Origin of the sequence: Citricoccus nitrophenolicus (assembly GCF_047305825.1) — a bacterium.
Classification (GTDB): domain Bacteria; phylum Actinomycetota; class Actinomycetes; order Actinomycetales; family Micrococcaceae; genus Citricoccus; species Citricoccus nitrophenolicus.
Genome location: NZ_CP063070.1, coordinates 2799872 through 2820520 on the forward strand (window position 1 = coordinate 2799872; position 20649 = coordinate 2820520).

General features: G+C 71.9%; 18 protein-coding genes. 12 read left to right on the forward strand and 6 right to left on the reverse strand.

Annotated elements, in window-relative coordinates:
• Positions 1-8: 8 nt before the first annotated feature.
• Both IMT31_RS12750 and IMT31_RS12755 read right to left on the reverse strand, forming a co-directional pair.
• Positions 9-1823, reverse strand: a complete 1815-nt coding sequence (locus IMT31_RS12750) for an AMP-dependent synthetase/ligase (protein WP_413544423.1) — start codon at positions 1821-1823, stop codon at positions 9-11.
• A 31-nt stretch (positions 1824-1854) separates the two neighbouring features.
• A complete protein-coding gene (locus IMT31_RS12755; RefSeq protein WP_413543014.1) occupies positions 1855-3510 on the reverse strand; it encodes a dolichyl-phosphate-mannose--protein mannosyltransferase in 1656 nt (551 codons plus the stop codon).
• A 98-nt stretch (positions 3511-3608) separates the two neighbouring features.
• Between IMT31_RS12755 and IMT31_RS12760 the strand changes: the two genes are divergently transcribed.
• From IMT31_RS12760 to IMT31_RS12775, 4 genes are all read left to right on the forward strand, one after another.
• Positions 3609-4298 (forward strand): histidine phosphatase family protein, encoded by a 690-nt coding sequence (locus tag IMT31_RS12760; RefSeq protein ID WP_345354658.1) that lies wholly within the window; start codon positions 3609-3611, stop codon positions 4296-4298.
• A 106-nt stretch (positions 4299-4404) separates the two neighbouring features.
• A complete protein-coding gene (gene rsmI, locus IMT31_RS12765; protein ID WP_413543015.1) occupies positions 4405-5262 on the forward strand; it encodes a 16S rRNA (cytidine(1402)-2'-O)-methyltransferase in 858 nt (285 codons plus the stop codon).
• 43 nt (positions 5263-5305) lie between these two features.
• On the forward strand, positions 5306-5707 hold the full coding sequence (locus tag IMT31_RS12770; RefSeq protein WP_413543016.1) for a VOC family protein: 402 nt from the start codon (positions 5306-5308) through the stop codon (positions 5705-5707).
• 183 nt (positions 5708-5890) lie between these two features.
• Entirely contained in the window at positions 5891-7384 is a 1494-nt protein-coding gene (locus IMT31_RS12775) for an NAD-dependent succinate-semialdehyde dehydrogenase (RefSeq protein ID WP_345354664.1), read from the forward strand.
• Positions 7385-7532: 148 nt separating this feature from the next.
• Here the strand turns inward: IMT31_RS12775 and IMT31_RS12780 are convergent, their stop codons facing one another.
• Genes IMT31_RS12780 through IMT31_RS12790 form a run of 3 tightly spaced genes read right to left on the reverse strand, consistent with a single transcriptional unit; the run spans position 7533 to position 12196 of the window.
• Positions 7533-9986: a transglutaminase-like domain-containing protein gene (locus IMT31_RS12780; protein WP_413543017.1), complete on the reverse strand. Its 2454-nt coding sequence runs from the start codon at positions 9984-9986 to the stop codon at positions 7533-7535.
• Positions 9983-11176: a DUF58 domain-containing protein gene (locus tag IMT31_RS12785; RefSeq protein ID WP_413543018.1), complete on the reverse strand. Its 1194-nt coding sequence runs from the start codon at positions 11174-11176 to the stop codon at positions 9983-9985. Before IMT31_RS12785 ends, IMT31_RS12780 begins: the two co-directional genes overlap by 4 nt.
• A 6-nt stretch (positions 11177-11182) precedes the next feature.
• The gene (locus IMT31_RS12790) at positions 11183-12196 is read right to left on the reverse strand and encodes an AAA family ATPase (protein ID WP_413543019.1); all 1014 of its coding nucleotides are present in this window, start codon (positions 12194-12196) and stop codon (positions 11183-11185) included.
• Positions 12197-12422: 226 nt separating this feature from the next.
• Here IMT31_RS12790 and IMT31_RS12795 point away from each other — a divergent pair, with 226 nt between their 5' ends.
• Entirely contained in the window at positions 12423-13055 is a 633-nt protein-coding gene (locus IMT31_RS12795; protein ID WP_413543020.1) for a 50S ribosomal protein L25/general stress protein Ctc, read from the forward strand.
• 8 nt (positions 13056-13063) lie between these two features.
• Complete coding sequence (gene pth / locus IMT31_RS12800) at positions 13064-13657, forward strand: aminoacyl-tRNA hydrolase (protein WP_413543021.1); 594 nt, start codon at positions 13064-13066, stop codon at positions 13655-13657.
• A gap of 16 nt (positions 13658-13673) precedes the next feature.
• Here pth and IMT31_RS12805 read toward each other — a convergent pair whose 3' ends face one another.
• A complete protein-coding gene (locus IMT31_RS12805; RefSeq protein ID WP_413543022.1) occupies positions 13674-14303 on the reverse strand; it encodes a low molecular weight phosphatase family protein in 630 nt (209 codons plus the stop codon).
• Positions 14304-14455: 152 nt separating this feature from the next.
• Here IMT31_RS12805 and IMT31_RS12810 point away from each other — a divergent pair, with 152 nt between their 5' ends.
• The 6 genes from IMT31_RS12810 (at position 14456) to IMT31_RS12835 (ending at position 20647) form a co-directional block, all read left to right on the forward strand.
• Entirely contained in the window at positions 14456-15457 is a 1002-nt protein-coding gene (locus IMT31_RS12810; protein WP_413543023.1) for a TatD family hydrolase, read from the forward strand.
• A gap of 206 nt (positions 15458-15663) precedes the next feature.
• Positions 15664-16677: a transglycosylase family protein gene (locus tag IMT31_RS12815; protein WP_345354679.1), complete on the forward strand. Its 1014-nt coding sequence runs from the start codon at positions 15664-15666 to the stop codon at positions 16675-16677.
• 78 nt (positions 16678-16755) lie between these two features.
• Positions 16756-17670: a 16S rRNA (adenine(1518)-N(6)/adenine(1519)-N(6))-dimethyltransferase RsmA gene (rsmA, locus tag IMT31_RS12820; RefSeq protein ID WP_345354681.1), complete on the forward strand. Its 915-nt coding sequence runs from the start codon at positions 16756-16758 to the stop codon at positions 17668-17670.
• Between the two features lie 8 nt (positions 17671-17678).
• Entirely contained in the window at positions 17679-18635 is a 957-nt protein-coding gene (locus tag IMT31_RS12825; RefSeq protein WP_345354780.1) for a 4-(cytidine 5'-diphospho)-2-C-methyl-D-erythritol kinase, read from the forward strand.
• Positions 18636-18637: 2 nt separating this feature from the next.
• Positions 18638-18760: a hypothetical protein gene (locus IMT31_RS12830; RefSeq protein WP_413543024.1), complete on the forward strand. Its 123-nt coding sequence runs from the start codon at positions 18638-18640 to the stop codon at positions 18758-18760.
• Complete coding sequence (locus tag IMT31_RS12835; RefSeq protein WP_345354683.1) at positions 18761-20647, forward strand: ABC-F family ATP-binding cassette domain-containing protein; 1887 nt, start codon at positions 18761-18763, stop codon at positions 20645-20647.
• Positions 20648-20649 lie beyond the last annotated feature (2 nt).

The window sequence follows — 20649 nt, forward strand, 5'->3', positions numbered from 1 at the left end:
CGTGAGGGCTACTTGCGGTACAGCTCCTCGATCGCCCCGGCGAAGTCCTGGATGACCGCCTTGCGCTGCAGCTTCTGCGAGGGCGTCACGTGACCGGACTCCTCGGTGAGCTCGGTGTCCAGGATGGTGAACTTGCGGATGGACTCGGCCTGGGAGACCGACTCGTTGGCCAGGTCCACGGCCCGCTGCACCTCGGCGAGCACCCGTGGGTCAGTGCTCGCCATCGCCAGGGACATCTCACCGATGCCGGCGGCCGAGGACCACTGGGCCAGGCCCTCCGGGTCCAGGGTGACCAGTGCGCCCACGAAGGGCTTGGCATCACCGACCACCACCACCTGGGCGACCACGCCCGCAGACCGGACCGTTTCCTCCAGCGGGCTCGGGTAGACGTTCTTGCCGCCGGCGGTGACGATGATCTCCTTCTTCCGCCCGGTGACGTGGAGGAAGCCGTCCTCGTCCAGCCGGCCGATGTCCCCGGTGCGGAAATATCCCTCGGGGTCGAACGCCGCCGCGCTCGCCTCCGGCTGCCCGTGATAACCGTCGAAGACGATGGTGCCGCGGATCAGGATCTCCTGGTCCTCGGCGATCCGCACGGTGGTGCCCGGCACGGGCACTCCCACGGATCCCACCCTGGTCATCCCGGGGATGTTCAGGGTGGCCGGGGCCGTGGTCTCGGTCAGGCCGTAGCCCTCCTGCATCCCCAGCCCGGCACCGCGGAAGAAGTGGGCCAGTTCCGGGTTCAGGGCGCTCGCGCCGGAGACGGTGTACTTGGCGGCTCCGCCGAGGATGGTGCGGATCTTCGGGTACACCAGCCGGTCGAACAGCGCGTGCCGGGCCTTCAGCAGTGCGCCGGGGCCGGTCCCCTCGCCACGGGCGGCGGCGTCCAGGGCCTCGGAGTACTGGATGGCGGTGGCCCGGGCCGCGGCGAAGACCTTCTCGGTGCCGCCGGAGCGCGCGGCGGCGGCAGCGCCGGCGTCGAGCTTCTCGAAGACCCGCGGGACGGCGAGCAGCCAGGTGGGGTGGAAGGAGGCCAGGTCCGTGGTAAGGGTCTTCAGATCCGAGGCATGGGCGATCTGGATGCCGCCGACCAGGCAGATGTACTGCACCGCGTGGGCCAGCACGTGGGCCAACGGCAGGAACATCAGGGTGCGCTGCTCGCCGCCGCCCACGATGTCCTTCGCGAACGGCAGGATGTTGACCGCACCCACGGCGAAGTTCGCGTGCGTGATGCGGGCGCCCTTGGGCTTGCCCGTGGTGCCGGAGGTGTACACCAGGGAGGCGACGTCGGCCATGGAGTTCGCGGTCCGGGCATCCTCCAGCGCCTCGTCCGTGACGTCCCGGCCGGCTCGCTCCAGCTCGGCGAGGCCGGTGGCGTCCAGCGGGGCCACGGAGACCTCGAAACCGCCCTGACCGGCGGCACGGTTCACGGCGGTGCGGTGGTCCTCGGCGGCCGCGAACACGAGCCGGGCTCCGGAGTCGGCGAGGATGTGCTCCACCTGGGTGGGGGAGGAGGTCTCATAGACCGGGACCGAGACGGCACCGGCGAACCAGATGGCCTGATCGATCACGGCCCACTCGTAGGAGGTCGGGGCCATGATGCCCACCATGGACTTCGGCTCCACGCCGAGTGCGATCAGCCCCTTGGCCGCGGTGCGCACCTGCGCCAGGAAGGACGCGTAGGACACGTCCAGCCAGCCGCCGGATCCGTTGCGGACCGCGTAGGCGGGGGCCTGGGGGTGTTCGGCGGCCACGGCGAGGAACCGGTCCGTCACGTTGGTCTCGGCGGGGAGGTCGGCGACCTGGTCCGTGTGGGCTTCTTGCATCATGGGCTCAGCCTATCCGGTGGCGTCTGCCTCAGATCCAGCTGCTCATCCACATCCGGGCCCGCCACTGCTCGTAGGGGATCATCTCCCCGGTCCACACGGGCATGAAGAACGCGCTCATGGCCACGGCCACCGCCACGAAGGCGAGGACCAGCACGGTGTTGCGGCGCCGGTTGGCGGGCCCGCCGAAGCGCATCAGCGCGCCCAGGCACAGCGTCAGTCCCAGGATGAGGAAGGGGGCGTAGGCGATCGTGTAGAAGAAGAACATGGTCCGCTCCGGCCAGAGGAACCACACCAGCTGGCCGGCGGCGTAGACGCCCAGGATCGCTCCGGCGCGCCAATCCCGCCGGCCCAGCCAGATCAGCACGAGGGCCAGGATGGCCAGGGTCCCGGCCCACCAGATGATCGGGTTCGCCAGGTCAGTGACGGCCGCCGAGCAGGTGTCCACGGGGCAGCCGCCCGCGCCGTCCTCATACCCCTCGTAGTAGAAGGACGTGGGGCGGCCCATGAAGGGCCAGGTCCAGGGGCTGGAGGCGTAGTCATGGCCGGAGGCCAGGCCCTCATGGAACTGGGTGGACTGCCGGTGGTAGTCGGCCAGGGAACGCAGCGGTCCCGGGACCAGATGCTCCCACCAGGACTGGGGTGGATGGGTGGCGTGCCACTGGCGGTTGTAGCCGTGGCCCGTCATCAGCCAGCCGGTCCAGGTGGCCAGGTAGCTCAGGGCCCCGACTCCCACGACCGCCACGAAGGCGTACAGCCCGTCATGCGTGATCCCCGCACGCAACCAGTGCCGGATGCCGGCCACGCGCCGGGCGTTCATGTCCCACAGCACGGTCATCAGCCCGAAGACCACCACGAAGGCCAGTCCGGAGAGCTTCACGCCGCAGGCCGCGCCGAGGAGGATCCCGGCCACCAGGCGCCAGGGACGCCAACCCAGCCACGGCCCATGCCTCATGACGCGGGGTGGCGGCACCTCACCATGGCGTGCGGCCGCGGCCGCGAGCCGCTCGCCCAGACGGCGCCGCCCATCCACGCGGTCCAGGAGCAGTGCCCCGAAGGCGGCCAGGACGAAGAGGGAGAGGAAGATGTCCAGCAGGCCGGTGCGGGACATCACCAGATGGTGGCCCTCCACGGCCAGCAGCAGTCCGGCCACCCCGCCCAGGAACACCGAGCGGAACATCCGTTGGGCGATCACGGTGGTCAGCAGCACGGACAGGGTGCCGGCCACCGCCGCGGAGAACCGCCAGCCGGTGCCGTTGTCCGCGCCGAACACGGCCATCCCCAGGGCGATCAGCCACTTGCCCAATGGTGGGTGCACCACGTATTCGGCCGAGTCCTGCGGCTGGGGGTTGCCGGCCACGAACTGCTCGTTGTGGTCCTCCGGCCAGTTCATCTCCACGCCGGACCGCAACAGGGTGAAGGCGTCCTTGACGTAATACGTCTCGTCGAAGATCAACTGGTGCGGGTGGTCCAGGTGGATGAACCGCAGCAGTCCGGCCAGCACCGTGACGGCCAAGGGGACGAGCCAGCCCCAATGCCCCGGGTGGAAGCGCTCACCGAGCAGCCGCAGCCGCAGGGCGGTGTCCGTGTACGCCTCGGCGGGGGTGCTCAGCCACCGGGATGTGGATGTGGCGGGCGCTGGAGGTGCCGACTGCTCCGACTGCGCTGTATGGGTGGACTGAAGCACCCTGCCATCGTACGTGGAGCGGTCCTTCCGCCCGGACCGCCTGGGCGGGTGATGGAGAGTGGAGAGGGGGATGGCAACGGTGTGGGGATACTGGGGACATGCGCCTTTACCTCATTCGTCATGGACAGACCACCTCCAACGTCGGACGTCATCTGGACACTCAGGAGCCGGGGGCGTCGCTGACGGACCTCGGTCGCCAGCAGGCGGCGGCGGTGCCGGAGGCGCTCAGCGGCCTGGAGATCGAGGCCATCTACGCCTCCACGCTGGTGCGCACGCAGCAGACGGCGGAGCCACTGGCCCGGGAGCTGGGCCTTGAAGTGCAGATCCGGGACGGCCTGCGGGAGGTCCCGGCGGGCGGCCTCGAGATGAAGAACGACGAGGGCTCCATCCACACCTACCTCTCGACCATCCTCGGATGGGCTGACGGCGGCGGGGCGGTTCCGCTGCCCGGTACGTCGATGACCGGTGATGAGGTGCTCGGGCGGTTCGACGAGGTGGTGGGGGAGGTCTTCGGCACCGGCGTGGCCGCCGCCGCGGTCTTCTCCCACGGCGCTGTCCTGCGGGCCTGGACTGCGGCCCGCAGTGAGAACGTGACCCCGGAGTTCGCGGCGCGCACGCCCGTGGAGAACACCGGGGTCATCGTGGTCTCCGGCGCGCCCGGACGCTGGCGGGCCGAGCGCTGGCAGGAGCATGCCCTGGGTGGCGGCGCCGTGGATGCGGGCGAGGACGGTGCGGCCGCGGAAGCGGTGGGGCCGGAGGAGGTCCGGCACCCCTCCAGGAGGGGCTGATCTCCGAACAGTCACCCGAGTCTGCGCAGACTCGTGGTGGCGAGGGCCGTGGGATGCGTGTTTTCGGATGACGGCCGTACCGCCCGGCTGTGCTTGACTCGGGGTCATGACCGAAGATGAGGGCCCCGGCGGCCAGATCGTGCTGGCGGCCACCCCGATCGGCAATCTCTCCGACGCCTCCCAGCGCCTGAAGGATCTCCTGGCCACGGCGGACATCGTCGCCGCCGAGGACACCCGCCGCGCCCATCACCTGGCGCACGGCCTCGGGGTGAAGATCACCGGACAGGTGGTGAGCCACCACGAGCACAACGAGCGGGAGTCCACCGAGGAACTGTTGGCTGCGGCCCGGGGCGGGGCCGTGGTGGCGGTGGTGACCGATGCCGGCATGCCGTTGGTCTCGGATCCCGGGTACCGGTTGGTCTCCACCGCGGCCGCGGAGGGCGTGGGCGTGACCTGCGCGCCGGGGCCCAGCGCCGTGACCACCGCGCTCGCATTGTCCGGACTGCCCACCGACCGCTTCGCCTTCGAGGGGTTCCTGCCCCGCAAGGAGGGGGAGCGGCAGAAGCTGCTCACCGAGTTGGCCCGAGACGGGCGCACACTGGTCTTCTTCGAGTCCCCCCGCCGGCTGGAGGCCTCCCTCGCCTCGCTGCGGGAGGCCTTCGGGGCTGACCGGCCCGCCTGCGTGGCCCGCGAACTGACCAAGCTCCACGAGGAGGTTGCCCGCGGCTCGCTCGAGGAGCTGGAGGCCTGGGCCGGGTCGAAGGAGATCAGGGGTGAGATCGTCATCGTCACCGGGGGCGCCACCGCCGCACCGGACACGGACACCGCGGGCCAGGTGGCCGACGTCGAGGTCCTGGTGTCCTCCGGCACCCGCCTCAAGGAGGCGGTGAACACCGTGGCCGCTGCCCGGGGCGTGCCCAAGCGCGAACTCTACGAGGCGGTGCTGGCCTCCCGCGGCCGCTGACGAGGCCTCTGCCCGCGGAACCGGGCGGAGTACCGTGGCGCGCATGGCCATCGCACGCTGTCCGAGCTTCGTCATCGACTGTCCCGATCCGCAGGCGCTCGCGGGCTTCTACGGCGCCATCCTGGACTGGGAGATCCAGGATCCGGCCGGGGAGGACGAACAGTGGGTCGACCTGCGCCCGGCGGACGGCGGCAACTGCATCTCCTTCCAGCGGGTCGAGGGCTACCGGGCGCCGGACTGGCCCGGGCAGGACCGGCCGCAGCAGATGCACCTGGACGTGATGGTGCAGGACCTCGATGCGGGGGAGCGGGCCGTCCTTGAGCTGGGCGCCACCAAGACCGAGGAGCAGCCGGGCGAGAGCTTCAGGGTGTTCCTCGACCCGGTGGGACATCCGTTCTGCCTGTGCCGGTCCGAGGCTTCGGCCCGGATCCCCGCGGAGGGCTGACCGGGCGGCCCAGACTCCGGGAGTTCTCCGTGGCGGCCTCCGTGGCGGCCTGCTCGCAGTCGCAAAGTGACCTGCTCGCGCCACGGGACTTCCGCGGCCAGTAGGCTGGGATCGAAGGTAACCAGCCGCGCGGTCACACCGGCGCTGGACCGATCGATCCGACCGACCGGAAAGAGGCCATCCATGACCGGAACCACCGTCACCGCCGAGCGCGAGCAGGAACTGCTGCAGTCCGTCCCGACCGGGCTGCTGATCAACGGGGAGTGGCGGGACGCCTCCTCCGGCAAGACCCTGGACGTCCACGACCCGGCCACCGGCAAGGTCCTGCTCTCCATCCAGGACGGCAACTCGGACGATGCGATGGCCGCGCTGGACGCCGCCGCCGCCGTGCAGGCCGAGTGGGCGCTCACCGCCCCGCGCGAGCGCGCCGAGATCCTGCGCCGCGGCTTCGACCTGGTGACCGAGCGGGCCGAGGACTTCGCCCTGCTGATGACCCTGGAGATGGGCAAGCCGCTGGCTGAGTCCCGGGGCGAGGTCACCTACGGCTCTGAGTTCCTGCGCTGGTTCTCCGAGGAGACGGTGCGCCACTACGGGCGGTACTTCACCTCGCCCGAGGGCAAGAACAAGATGATCGTGACCCACAAGCCGGTGGGTCCGTCCCTGCTGATCACCCCATGGAACTTCCCGCTGGCCATGGCCACCCGCAAGGTCGCCCCAGCCATCGCGGCCGGTTGCACCATGGTGCTCAAGCCCGCCAAGCTGACCCCGCTGACCTCCATGCTCTTCGCCCAGGTCATGCAGGAGGCGGGCCTGCCCGCGGGCGTGTTGAACGTCGTCGCGGGTTCCTCCGCCTCCGCGATCTCCGGCCCGCTGATGAAGGACTCCCGGCTGCGCAAGGTCTCCTTCACCGGCTCCACGCCGGTGGGCGTGCGCCTGATGCAGGATGCGGCCAACAACGTGCTGCGCACCTCCATGGAACTCGGCGGCAACGCCCCGTTCCTGGTCTTCGAGGACGCTGATCTGGACGCCGCCGTGGAGGGCGCCATGGCCGCCAAGATGCGCAACATGGGCGAGGCCTGCACCGCCGCCAACCGCTTCCTGGTGCATGAGGACGTGGCGGAGGAGTTCAAGGCCAAGTTCGCCGCAGCGCTGGGCAACCTGAACCCGTCTCGTGGCACCGAGGCCGACTCCACCGTGGGCCCGATCATCGACTCCGGTGCCCGGGATGACATCCACCAGCTGGTGACGGACTCCGTGGCCGCCGGCGGCCAGGTGGTGACCGGTGGCCAGCCGAAGGACGGGGACGGCTACTTCTACATCCCCACCCTGCTCTCCGTGGGCAATGACAACCCGATCCTGTCCGAGGAGATCTTCGGCCCGGTGGCCCCCGTGACCACCTTCGCCACCGAGGAGGAGGCCATCGAGCTGGCCAACGCCTCCCAGTACGGCCTGGCCTCCTACATCTACACGAAGGACGTCAACACGATGTTCCGCGTCTCGGAGCAGATCGAGTTCGGCCTGGTCGGCTACAACGCGGGCGTCATCTCCAACGCCTCCGCCCCGTTCGGCGGCGTCAAGCAGTCCGGCCTGGGGCGCGAGGGCGGCGCCGAGGGCATCGAGGAGTACACCACGGTGCAGTACATCGGCATCGCCGACCCCTACGCCGCCAAGAAGTAGTCCCGCACCCCGGTACCCCGCCGGACGGCGCCACTGCCACACCGATCCTGCCGGGCCATAGTCATCATCACTGTGGCCCGGCAGGATCGGTGTGCTTCTCCAGTGACTCTTCTGTGTGACTCTTCTGCGTGACGTTGCCGAGCGGCAGTCAGCGGCGGAGGGGCTCCGGGACCAGGGACCGCGGGAACCACCGGGCACGACGCCGGACGGCCGGCTCCGCGGCGTCCTCCAGTGCCGCGATGGTCGCCCGGACGGAGTCGGCCAGCGTGCTCCCGCCCCTCAGGCCCGGCGGTGGTTCCGTCCCGGCAGGGGCGTAGCGGCTCCACTCCACGGCCTCCGCCACGGCGGGGATCGCTCCGATCCGGGCGGCGAAGACCTGCTCCGACTCGTGTGGCGCACGGCCGACCCCCAGGTCCACGGCGGTGTCCTCCAGTTCGGCCCACCACTGCGGCACGGCGTCTGGGGTGGCCCCCGGCGCTGTCGGGGCACCCGGTCGCCGGGTCCCCAGCCGCCGGGCACGCCGCCGGCTCCGCAGCCAGGCCGGGAACGCTGCCGCCAGTGCCAGGGCCGCCAACCCCACGGCCACCGTGATCACGGCCCCCGGTGGGATGCCCGGGGCACCCGAGGGCCCGGAACCGCCCGTGGTGCCGGGGCCGGCGTCGTCGGTGGGGGACTGGACGTCTTCCGAGGCGGAGGGTTGCGGGGTGGCGTCCGCACCCGCAGTGGGATCCTCTGCGGGGGTGGGTCCCGCGGTGGGGTCCTGCCGGCCGTAGCTGGGGGTGCGGCCCACGGTCTGGGTGGGTTCGAAGGGGACCCAACCGACCTGGTCGATGTACAGCTCCGGCCAGGCATGGGCGCGGTCAGCGGTCACCCGGTGTTCCCCGCCGATGGCGGCCACCGGCGCGTAGCCCACCACCACCCGCGCTGGGATGTCCACGGACTGGGCCATCATCACCATGGCGGAGGCGAAGTGGATGCAGTAGCCGGCGCCGGCGGCCAGGAACTGCTCCGTCAACTCCAGCCCGGAACCGTCATAGCCCTGCTCGGCGGGGGCCGTCTCCGAATACCTGAACTCGTCCGAGAGCAGGTGATCCTGGAACGCGACCGCCTGTTCCACCGGATTGTCCACGCCGTCCGTGAGTTCCTCCGCGAGCTCCTGCACGGCGGAGCCCTCCAGCTCATCGGTGGCACCCCAGCGGTTGTAGACGTCCTGCGGCGCCACGGATCCGGCCCGTGCGGACAGCTGCTCGAGAGTGAGCCCCAGAGGCAGCACCATCGTGTCGAAGGTCAGGTCCACGGGGGTGGTGGCCTCGCGGTAGGCGCTCGATGTGGTCGGATCCACCTGCCAGCCCCAGTCCCCGACGGTGGGCTCCACGGTGGCGGCCTGGTCCGGCACCGGGGCCCAGTGCCCGGCCCACCCCTCCAGCGTGAGGGACACGAGCTGTCCGTCCGGCTTGCGGCCATCGGTCGGCGATTCAGGGTCCTCTGCCAACTGCGCGGCGGCGGGGTGAAACCCGGTCGTGGTGGGGTCCCCCGCGTACCGCGGCGGGGACGCGTCCCAGGGGGCGGCCATCACGTCATCCACCACGGCGGTGCGCAGGTAGTGGCCCTGGCCGTCCGTGGTCCGGTAGGTGATGCCCGTGTAGCCGCTCCCGCTGCGTAGCTGCTGACTCAGGTCCGCAGCGGGATTCACCGGCCCGCTGCCCTGCCCCAGGGCCAGCCGCTGGCCCTCCGGTGCCACCCCCGTGGTCAGCAGGGGCAGTCCCGTCTGTGCCGTGGTCAGCACCCCGAGCCCGATGACGGCCGTGGCCACCGCGCCCCAGCCCGCCGTCCAGCCTGCTCGCCGGCGGGGCAGCCCCTGTGGCCCGGGGTTGGCACCGCCGGTGCCTGTGTCCGTGCCGGTGCCGGTGCCGGAGACCGGTACGGCCGCGAGCAGGGCCAGCCAGGCGGCGGCCGCCAACGCGAGGGCGGGCTGCGGCGTGAGGCCCGTGGTGATGGCGGCCGCCCCGCCGATCAGGGCCAGGGCCGGCAGCCCGGCGAGCGCGGGGGAGCGCAGCCCCGTGGCGATGGCGTCCGTGACCAGGGCGGTCAGGGCCAGCACCGCTCCGAGGCCGGCGAGGAGTGCGTCCGTGGATGCCACCGGGATGATCTCCGTCCAGACGGTGACCCTCAACTCCTCGGAGGATTCGAGGATCGCCTCCGCGGTGGCGGGCTGCGGCGCCAGCCCAGCCATCATGGTCTCCGGCCACCACTGCCGGCACCAGACCCACCCGGCGGCCAGCAGCCCCGCGGCGAGGGGGCGCAGCATCCGGGCGCCCAGGCTGCGCGCCACCGCAGCCACGGCCAGGCCGGCGAGGGCCGGCCAGGCTGCGGGGACCATCCAGCCGGTCACGGGGGCCCGGAACGCGGCATCCAGGGAGGCGGCGGCGGACAGGACCAGCAGGGCCACGAGTACGGATGGCAGCCACACCGCCCTGAGCAGTGAGAGCAGTGAGAGCAGGGAGAGGTGGGATCCGGCGTCACGCGGTGGACCAGGCACCGTGGTGGGGGCGTTGCCGGGAACGGCGGCCGGTGCCCGGACGGGCTCGCGTGCCGGGCTCACCGGCCCGGCCCCGCGACGAGCCAGCCGCCGGCCGTCAGCCGGTGTGCGGCATCCTGGGGGCCGGCGGGCCCGAACAGCACGGCGACCCGCTGCAGGTGGTGTGGCACTGTGGCCAGCACCGGCAGGTCACGGCCCACGGCCTCTCCCAGCAGCACCACCACGGCCGCCGCCTCGGCCGGCAGTGCCGACGGCCAGGTGGCCTCCCGCGGGGAGGCGCCCAGCACGGCCGAGGTCAGCTGGGGGTCCAGCGTGTGGCCGTCCTGGTCCATCAGCAGCACCTGGTGGCCGGCGTCCTGCAGCCTCAGGATCAGCGCCGCGGCGGTCTGTACGGCCCGCTCGAACCCCGGGGAGGTCTGCCAGGAGAGACCACCGCCTCCGTCCACCTGGTGCCGATCGGCGGAGAAGGACTCGCCCCGGCAGTCCAGGACCACCACGGCCCAGGGATCGTGGGCCCATTCCTCCTGGCGCACCATGAGACGCCCCGTCCGCGCGGTGGCGCCCCAGTGCACGCGGGTCAGGGCATCGCCGTCCCGGTGTTCCCGCACCAGCAGATCATCCGGGGCCGCCTGGCTGCCCAGCAGGTCGGCGGCATCATGCTCGCCCACCCCGGCCCGCAGCACCCGGTCCAACTCCTCGTCCTCCAGCGGCTCGGGCAGCACCTGGAGCCGGGAGGTCCCGGCCACCCGGGCGCGCGCGGACCACAGGCCGAAGGGGCCGTGCAGCCGGGCCAGAGCCGGTCCGAGGAGGTAGGCCCCACGAGTGGTCCCCTTCCACCGGTACCCGCGATCAGCGGCGGCGCCCGGCCGGGGCCCCGGCTCGGGATCCGGCTCGGCATCCGGGCTGAGGCCCCCAGCGGCCACCGTCACGGGGCCACGGCCCGGCACGGAGTCCACGAGATCCGTGGTGTCCGGGGAATCGAAGGTGACGAGGGCGGTCTCGCCCCACTGCACCGTGCCGGGGATGACGGTGCGCCGGACTCGGAGGCGGCGGGCCAGCAGCGTCCGACCGGCGAGGACCAGGGCGGATGCCCCCACCACCACGGCCAGGAACAGTCCGAGGGCGATGGCCTCGCGCCGGCCCAGCGTCAGCCCGGCCAGCACCAGCACCGCGGCGGCCACCAGCAGGGCCAGTCCGCGGGCCGTGGGACGGGGGCCGGTGAGGCCTCGGCCCCGTCCGTCACCGGCGGGCATGGGCGGTCACGGCCCGGAGGGGACGGGGACCGAGTGCAGGATCCGCTCCGTGACGGCATCAGCCTGTGCGGCCTCGTCCGTGGACCGGCGGCGCAGCATCAGCCGGTGCGGGAAGACCACGGGCACCACGGCCGTCACGTCCTGCGGGGTGACGAAGGCCCGTCCACTGATCGCCGCCTCGGCCTTGGCGGCCCGCAGCAGCTGCAGCAGGGAGCGGGGGCTCGCGCCGAGCAGGACCTCCGGATGCTCGCGGCTGGCGCGGCCCAGGTCCACCACATAGCGGGCCACGGGCTCCGAGACGTGGACGCGGCCCACGGCCTCGATCATCAACAGCACCTCCTCAGTGGACGCGACCTGCTGCAGCCGGTTCACGGGGGCGGAGGATGGCAGGGGGCCATGGTGTGTGCGGAGCATCTGCAACTCCGCCTCGGCATCCGGATAGCCCATGGTGATGCGGGCCATGAACCGGTCCCGCTGGGCCTCCGGCAGTGGGTAGGTGCCCTCGGACTCCACCGGGTTCTGAGTGGCCACCACCATGAACGGCTCGTCCAGCCGGTGGGTGGTCCCGTCCACCGAGACCTGGTGTTCCTCCATGCACTCGAGCAGTGCGGACTGGGTCTTGGCCGAGGCCCGGTTGATCTCGTCCCCGATGACCACATTCGCGAACACGGCGCCCGGGCGGAACTCGAAGGTGTGCCGGTCCTGGTTGAACACGGAGACCCCGGTGACGTCACCGGGCAGCAGGTCCGGGGTGAACTGGATGCGTTTGACCGTACCGCCCACGGTCCGCGCGAGGGCCCGGGCCAACAGCGTCTTGCCCACGCCGGGAACGTCCTCCATCAGCAGATGGCCGCCGGCCAACAGGACCAGCAGGGCGGTGCGGACCGCCTGGTGCTTGCCGTCCACCACCGAGTCCATGGCCGCCAGCATGGTCCGGGCCGTGGCCGTGAGCCGTTCGCCGCCGGGTGCCCACGCGGTGTCCTGGTCCTGCTGGGCGGGCTGGGTGACAGACGCGTCCACGGATCCTCCTGCGCTGGTGCGAACCCCTCGGATGACCAGCCTACTGGTAAGATGGTCGGCGTTGCCCAGGCGAGGGAGCGTTCCGCTCCGTGATCGACGAGGCCGCCGTCCAGGATCCGCGCAGTCCGTGCAGGATCCGTGACACGGCGATTTCAATGCGTTTCATCCCTGGAAGGCCCGCCGCCACCACCGTGGCCGCGGAAGAGTAGTACAGGAGGAACATCTCATGAGTGACCAGATCAAGATCCAGGTCGAGCGCCGCGAGGACTTCGGCAAGGGCGCGTCCCGCCAGGCCCGCCGTGACGGCAAGATCCCCGCCGTCGTCTACGGCCACGGCACCGATCCGGTGCACCTGCTGCTGCCGACGCAGGAGACCACGCTGGCCGTCCGCAACCCGAACGCCCTGCTGACCCTCGTCCGTGACGGCGAGGAGCACCTCGTGCTGCCGAAGGACATCCAGCGCAACTTCATCAGCCAGACCGTGTCCCACATCGACTTCATCGTGGTCCGCAAGGGCGAGAAGGTCGTCGTGGACGTGTGGGTCCACGTGGACGGCGAGGCCGCCCCGGGCACCACCTTCAACCTGGAGGAGGCCTCCGTGCCGGTGTTGGCCGAGGCCACCCACCTGCCGGAGAACGTCACCATCGACATCGAGGGCCGCGAGGCCGGCGACCACGTCTACGCCAAGGACGTCACGGTGCCCGCCGGCACCACCATCGAGCTGGAGGATGACTACGTCATCGCCACCATCTCGGAGACCGTGGAGCAGGACCTCGGCGAGACCGAGGAGGAGACCGAGGAGCCGGCCACCGTGGGCGCCAAGGGTGGCGACGACGAGGCCGAGAAGACCGAGGACTGATCCTCCCCGTGGCATCGCAGGATACGTGGCTCGTGGTCGGGCTCGGCAACCCCGGGCCCGACTACGCCCGTACCCGCCACAACATCGGCCAGATGGTCATCGACGAACTGGCCGACCGCTTCGGCACCCGCCTGTCCGCGCACAAGGCGGGTGCCGCCGTCGGGACCGCACACGTGCGCCCCGGCGGGCCCAAGCTGCTGCTGGCCAAGCCGGCCAGCTACATGAACGTGTCAGGGCGCCCCGTGGGTGCCCTGGCACGGTTCTTCTCCGTGGACCCGGCGCACCTGATCGTCATCCACGATGAGCTCGACATCCCCTTCGACGCCCTGAAGCTCAAGATCGGCGGTTCTGAGGGTGGTCACAACGGGCTGAAGTCCATCTCCCAGGTGCTCGGCACCAAGGACTACCTGCGTGTGCGCGTGGGCGTGGGCCGCCCCCCGGGACGCCAGCCCGCCGCCGACTACGTGCTCAAGCCCTTCTCCGCCGCAGAGCGTGAGCTGTTGCCCCTGCACCTGGACCGGGCGGCCGATGCCGTCCAGGCCCTCGCCGAGGGAACGCTGGAACAGGCCCAGCAGCGGTTCCACCCCGCGCCGGCGCGCTGAGTCGGCGCACTCGGCGTCAGCGGGCGAGTCCCGCCAGCACCTGGGCCATGTGCCCGACCGCCGGCTCCAGTACCTCGGCCATGGCCGGGTAGGCGGCATCCTCGCGGCCATAGGGGTCCGGAAGGTCGATGGAGTCCAGCGAGCCGCGCACCACCGGCCGATGCCGGGCCAGGTGGCGCGCCAGGGAGCGGACCCGCTCCGGCAGGTCCTCAGCTGGGCCCGCGGATGGACCGGAGCCCGACGACGGCCCGTCCCACCCCGGCAGGGTCCCGTTCCGCAGGGCCTCGGCGGCAGCCCCGAACTCCGTCATGGTGAAGGTCCGGTTCAGCGCGCCCGGGGTGTCCCGCAGGACTCGGGAGATGTGGTCCTCGGTGGCCGCGAGGATGAGGTCTGCCCGCTGCACCGTGCGCGCGTTGAGCGGCGTGGGCGAGTGGGCTTCCAGCGTCTGCAGCCCGGCGGCGCCCTGGAGCCCGCGGATCTGGGAAGGCACCGTGAGGCGGGGGTTGACCTGCGTGCCCGCTGAGACGATCCGGTAGCGGCCGGGGGCGGTCCGCTCCAGTTCACGGGCCAGCAGGTGGTGCCCGTAGGCGGAGCGGCAGATGTTGCCGGTGCACACGAAGAGCACGGTGGCTTGCTGGTCGGTCATTCTCTGGACGGGCCTTTCGCAGATGACGGGTGCCCAGCGGAGGGACGGGCACCGACTGACCATGATAGTGAACCGGAGGGCAGTGTGTCCGGGCCCCCGGGCCCCCGAGCCCCATCCGGGTTCGTCCGAGCCGGTGTGCCAGCATGGGGAGCATGGCCTCTGAACCATCCACGAAGTCCACCGATACCGAACGTGACCTCGAGACCGCCGCCGCCGTCCCCGAGGCCTATCGACCGGTCCCGACCACCGGTGAGGGCGGGCCGGGCGGCTCGGGGGAGGGCCGACGTCGTGAGCCGACGGAGGAGAAGTCCAAGAGGAGGCGCCGCCTGGAGTACCCGCCGGCCCCGGAGCCGCTGCGCGTGCCCGTGGTGGACAACCACACGCACCTGGACTTCCGGGACGGGCTGGTGGCGGTGGACGTGCACCAGGCCATGGACGCCGCAGAGGCCGTCGGGGTGGCCGGTGCCATCCAGGTGGGCTGTGACGTGGAGTCCGCCCGGTTCACCATCGAGGCCATCGAGGCCGAGGCGCGGCTGCTGGGGGCGGTGGCCATCCACCCCAACGACGCCGCCCGGCTGGCCGAGCGCGGACACCTCCAGGCCGCGCTGGCCGAGATCGAGACCCTGGCGGCCCATCCCAGGGTGCGGTCCGTGGGGGAGACCGGTCTGGACTACTACCGGACCGGGCCCGAGGGGGTGGGGGACCAGCAGGAGGCCTTCCGCTGGCACCTGGAGCTGGCCCACCGGCTCGGCAAGGCCGTGCAGATCCATGACCGGGACGCCCACGAGGACGTGGTGCGCATCCTGCTGGACACTCCCCACCGGCCGGACCGGGTGGTCTTCCACTGCTTCTCCGGGGACGTCGAGCTGGCCCGGATCTGCAACGAGCACGGCTGGTACATGTCCTTTGCCGGCCCCGTGACGTTCAAGGCCAACGACGCCCTGCGAGGGGCGCTCGCCGAGGCCCGCGAGGAGCTGCTCCTGGTGGAGACCGATGCCCCCTTCCTCACCCCGCATCCCTGGCGTGGACGGCCGAACGCTCCCTATCTGGTGCCGCTGACCCTGCGCGGCATGGCCGAGACCCGCGGCGTGGTGGCGGATGCTCTCGCCACCGCTGTGGCGAACAACACGCGCAGGGTCTACGGCGACTTCTGAGCGCCGCTGACCAGTGCGTTCCCGCCACCGCGGGTGCCCTGAGGCTGGACCGGCGCGTCGGGGTGGACACGCCGCACTGTGATCAGTTTGAGATATCCGTTATCCGGCCGTTATCGTTGACGCCTAAATGGCCGGATCGGGCCAACCAGTGCCTGTGCCATCGGCCCTGAAGCCCCGTGCCCGGAGATGACGACGTCTGGAATTCCATGGCACGAGTGATGAACGGCCGTCTGGCCAAGGTGATCGCCCAGGTTGCAGCGCTGGCCCTCGTGATGGGCGGGCTGGTGGCCTTCGTGGTCACCCAGCGCGGCGCCGAGGCCACCGCCTCCGCGGAGGCCGCGAGTGAGGTCACCGCCGGCGAGACCGCCGGCCCGGGTTCCGATCTGGGCAGCTCCGTCCTCCAACTGGAGCGGGCCTCCCAGGTGACCGTGGACCTGCCGAAGGTCGTGACCGTGACCTCCGGCCCCCACACCCGGTCCTTCGCCACCCAGGCCGAGACCGTGGAACAGGCCCTGCGTGACGGTGGGGTGAAGTTCGACGACGACGACAAGATCACCCCGGCCCGCGATACCGCGGTCACCGAGGACGTGGACGTGACCGTCCAGCGTGTGGACACCGCCACGGAGACCACCACCAAGGCCCTGCCGTTCGAGACCGTAGAGGTGGAGGACGAGGAACTGGCGGAGGGCAGGACCCGCGTCCTGGCCGAGGGCCGCGCCGGGGAGCAGTCGACCACCTGGACCGTCACCACCGTGGATGGCGAGGAGACCGGCCGCGAGGCCACCGCCACCGAGACCGTGCGCGAGCCGGTGGAGCGCCGCATCGCGGTGGGCACCCAGAAGCCCGAGCCCGCCCCGGAGCCCTCGCCGAGCCGCAGCGCCGCTGAACCTGCCGCGACCGCCGCGACCGCCGAGTCCTCTGAGTCCGCAGAGTCCGCAGAGTCCTCCTCCGCCTCGCAGGCCACCGCCCCGACCTCGGGCGCCTGGCAGGCACTCGCCGAGTGCGAATCCGGCGGGAACTGGTCCATCAACACCGGCAACGGGTACTACGGCGGTCTGCAGTTCTCGGCCTCCTCCTGGGCCGGCGCCGGGGGGACCCAGTACGCGCCGCTGCCGCATCAGGCCACCCCGGCGGAGCAGATCGCCACCGCCGAGGTGCTGCGCGCCAACGGTGGCTGGGGCCACTGGCCTGCCTGCTCCTCCCAGCTCGGCCTGCGCTAGGCACGAGTCGACGGCGCCGCCGTGCTTATCCCCAGGGGCCCGCCTCGGCGGGCCCCTGGGGTCCCGTCTCACCGTAGGATGGAGCGCGTGACCGCATCCGAGAACCCCCTGCTCTCCGCCGCCGACATCCGGCGACTGGCCTCGGAGCTGGACCTGCGGCCCACCAAGACGCTGGGCCAGAACTTCGTGATCGATCCCAACACGATCCGGCGGATCACCGCGGCCTCCGGCACCGGGCCCACCGAGCACATCCTGGAGATCGGTCCCGGGCTGGGCTCTCTGACCCTCGGCCTGTTGGATGCGGCCGCGGCCGTGACCGCCGTGGAGATCGACGCCGTCCCCGCCGGACGGCTGGCCCGCACTGCCGAGGAGTTCCGCCCGGGCTCCGGGGACCGGCTCTCGGTGGTGCTGGCGGACGCCCTGCAGGTGTCCGCCGCCGAACTCGACGCCCTGAGACCCGAGAGTGCCCCCGGCCCGCCCACGGCGCTGGTGGCCAACCTGCCCTACAACGTGGCCGTGCCCGTGCTGCTGAACCTGCTGGCCGAGCTGCCCTCCCTGCAGCATGGGCTCGTCATGGTCCAGGAGGAGGTCGCCGACCGGCTGGCGGCGCCTCCGGGGTCCAAGACCTACGGTGTGCCCTCGGCCAAGGGCGCCTGGTACGCAGAGGTCCGCAAGGCCGGCACCATCGGCAAGAACGTGTTCTGGCCGGCCCCCAAGATCCAGTCCGGGCTGGTGGCCTTCACCCGGCGTGAGCCGCCGGAGACCACCGCGAGCCGCCAGGAGGTCTTCGCGGCCGTGGACGCCGCCTTCGCCCAGCGCCGCAAGACCCTGCGGGCCGCCCTGACCGGATGGGCCGGCTCGCCGGCTGCGGCCGAGACCGCCCTCCGGGCCGCCGGTGTGGACCCCCGCGCCCGTGGCGAGGTGCTCGGGATCGAGGACTTCGCCCGCATCGCCGCACACCGGCCTGCTCCCTCCGAAGGAACTGCTCCGTGAGCCAACCCATGCCCACCACCGCCCGGCTCTTCAGCCACGTCACGGCGCAGGCCCCCGGCAAGGTCAACCTCTCACTGCGCGTCGGCACGCCCCGTGCGGATGGCTACCACCCCGTGGCCAGTGTCTATCTGGCGGTCTCCCTGCTGGAGGAGGTCACCGCCACGCCCCGCCAGGACGGCGAGATCACCGTTTCCCTCTCCGAAGGCTCCAGCGCCTTCGTGGACCCCGCCGTGATCCCGGCGGACTCGTCCAACCTGGCCGCTCGGGCTGCGCTGCGCCTGCGGGAGCATCTCGGGCTGGAGCCGCAGAACCACGGTGTGCACCTGGAGATCACCAAGCAGGTCCCCGTGGCAGGGGGCATGGGGGGTGGCTCCGCGGACGCCGCTGCTGCGCTGCTGGCCTGTGCCTCCCTGTGGGAGGCGGGCCTGTCCCGCCAGGCCCTGGCGGAGATCGCCGCGCCGTTGGGCGCGGACGTGCCGTTCGCCGTGATGGGCGGGGCCGCCGTCGGGCTCGGGGTGGGAGATGAGCTCACGCCCCTGCTGGCCCGTCATCCCGTCTACCTGGTCCTGATCCCCGCCACCACCGGGCTGTCCACCCCGGAGGTCTACGCCCTGCTGGACCGGTTGCGGGACGAGGGGACGCTGCCGGTGCCCGAGGGGGATCCAGAGGTGGACCGGGAGCTGGTGCAGGCCCTGACCACCGGGAACGCGGAGGACCTGGCCCTGCTGCTGGCCAACGACCTGCAGGTGCCGGCCGCCACCCTGGTGCCCGAGCTCTCCGAGATGCTGGGACTCGGCCTCGAGGAGGGCGCGTTGTCCGGCCAGGTCTCCGGGTCCGGGCCCACGGTGATGTTCCTGGCCCGCACCGCGGAGGAGTCCTTCCAGTTGGCCGCTCGGATCGAGGACCGCACGGGGGTGGCCGCCGTGGCCGTCCACGGGCCGGTCCACGGGGCCAGGGTGCTGTAGCCATGACCACGGCAGGCGTCGCGCGCGGCAATCGCGGGCGCGTGCTCGACGAGTTCGCCGCCGCGTTCTCGAACGCCTGCGCGCTGTTCGTCCCGAACGTCCCGCGGGCCACTAGAGTGAGGTGAATGGCTCACCTGCTCGGCGCCGAGAACATCGGCATCTCCTTCGGCACGCGTACCGTCCTGGACGCCGTCTCCCTCGGCGTGGACGAGGGGGACCGGATCGGCCTGGTGGGCCGCAACGGTGACGGCAAGTCCACCCTGATGCGCATCCTGGCGGGACAGCAGACGCCCGACGACGGCCGGGTCACCCGCCGCGGCGGCACCACCCTGGGTGTGCTGGACCAGCGTGACGACCTGGACGCGGAGGACACGGTCCAGCGGGCGGTGGTCGGGGACGCGGAGGACCACGAGTGGGCCTCCGATCCCAAGATCCGGGACGTGATGGGCGGACTGCTCGGCGGGCTGGACTGGTCCCGCACGGTGGGCACCCTCTCCGGCGGCCAGCGCCGCCGCACCGCCCTGGCCCGGCTGCTGGCCGGCAGTGACGACCTGATCTTCCTGGACGAGCCCACCAACCACCTGGACGTGGAGGGTGTGGCCTGGCTGGCCGAACACCTCAAGACCCGCTGGCGTGCCACGGACGGCGGACTGCTCGTGGTCACCCACGACCGTTGGTTCCTCGACGAGGTCTGCACGCGCACGTGGGAGGTCCACGACGCCACGGTGGAGCCCTTCGACGGCGGCTATGCGGCCTGGATGCTGGCCCGCGTGGAGCGTGACCGTGCCGCCGCCGTGATCGAGGACAAGCGCCAGCAGCTCGTGAAGAAGGAGCTCGCGTGGCTGCGCCGCGGCGCCCCGGCCCGAACCTCCAAGCCCAAGTTCCGCATCGAGGCCGCCAACGCGGTGATCGCCGATGTCCCCGAGCCCCGGGACTCGGTCTCCCTGGCCAAGATGGCCACCGCGCGGCTCGGCAAGGACGTGCTGGACCTGGAGTCCGTCACCTACTCCGTCCCGGTGCCGGACGGCGGCGGGGCCCGCACGCTGTTCGATGACGTCACCCTGCGGCTGGCCCCGGGCGAGCGCGTGGGGATCGTGGGCGTGAACGGCGCCGGCAAGTCCACCCTGATGCGGTTGCTCGACGGCCAGATCGCCCCGGACGCCGGGCGGGTTCGGCGCGGCAAGACCGTGCAGACGGCCATCCTGACCCAGGACGTGACCGAGCTGGACGAGGTCTCCCACCTGCGCGTGGCCGAGGTGATGGCGCGGGAGGGCAACTCCTTCCAGATGGGCGGCAAGGACGTCTCCCCGGGGCAGCTGCTGGAGCAGCTCGGCTTCGGCACCTCGCGGCAGTGGACGCCCGTGGCAGACCTCTCCGGTGGAGAACGCCGCCGCCTGCAGCTGCTGCGGCTGATGGTCGGCTCGCCCAATGTGCTCATGTTGGACGAACCCACCAATGACCTGGACACGGACACCTTGGCTGCCGTGGAGGACATGCTGGACGGCTGGCCCGGCACCCTCGTGGTGGTCTCCCACGATCGCTACCTGCTGGAGCGCGTCACCGACCACCAGCTCGCCCTGCTCGGCGACGGCCGGGTCCGGGACCTGCCCGGGGGAGTGGAGCAGTACCTGCGCCTTCGTGCCGGCCAGGACGGCGGTGATTCCGGCTTCGGCGGGACGGGCACCGGAGGTGCCGGGGCCGGTGCGAGGGCTGGCACCGCGGCCGGCCGCTCCGGTGCCGGGGCCGGCGTCGGGCAGGATGCCGTGGGGGGCAGCACCAGTCCGAGTGAGGCGGAGAAGCGGGCCGCCCGCAAGGAGGCCGCCAAGCTCGAGAAGCAGCTGGCCCGGCTGACCGAGGAGGAGGCCGAACTGCATGAGCGGATGGCGGTGCTCTCCGAGGCCGGTGACTTCGAGGCGCTGGCCACGGCCACGGAACGGCTCGGCGACCTCCACGACCGCAAGGACCAGGCGGAGATGGCCTGGCTCGAGGCCGGGGAGGTCGCCGAGGGCTGAGG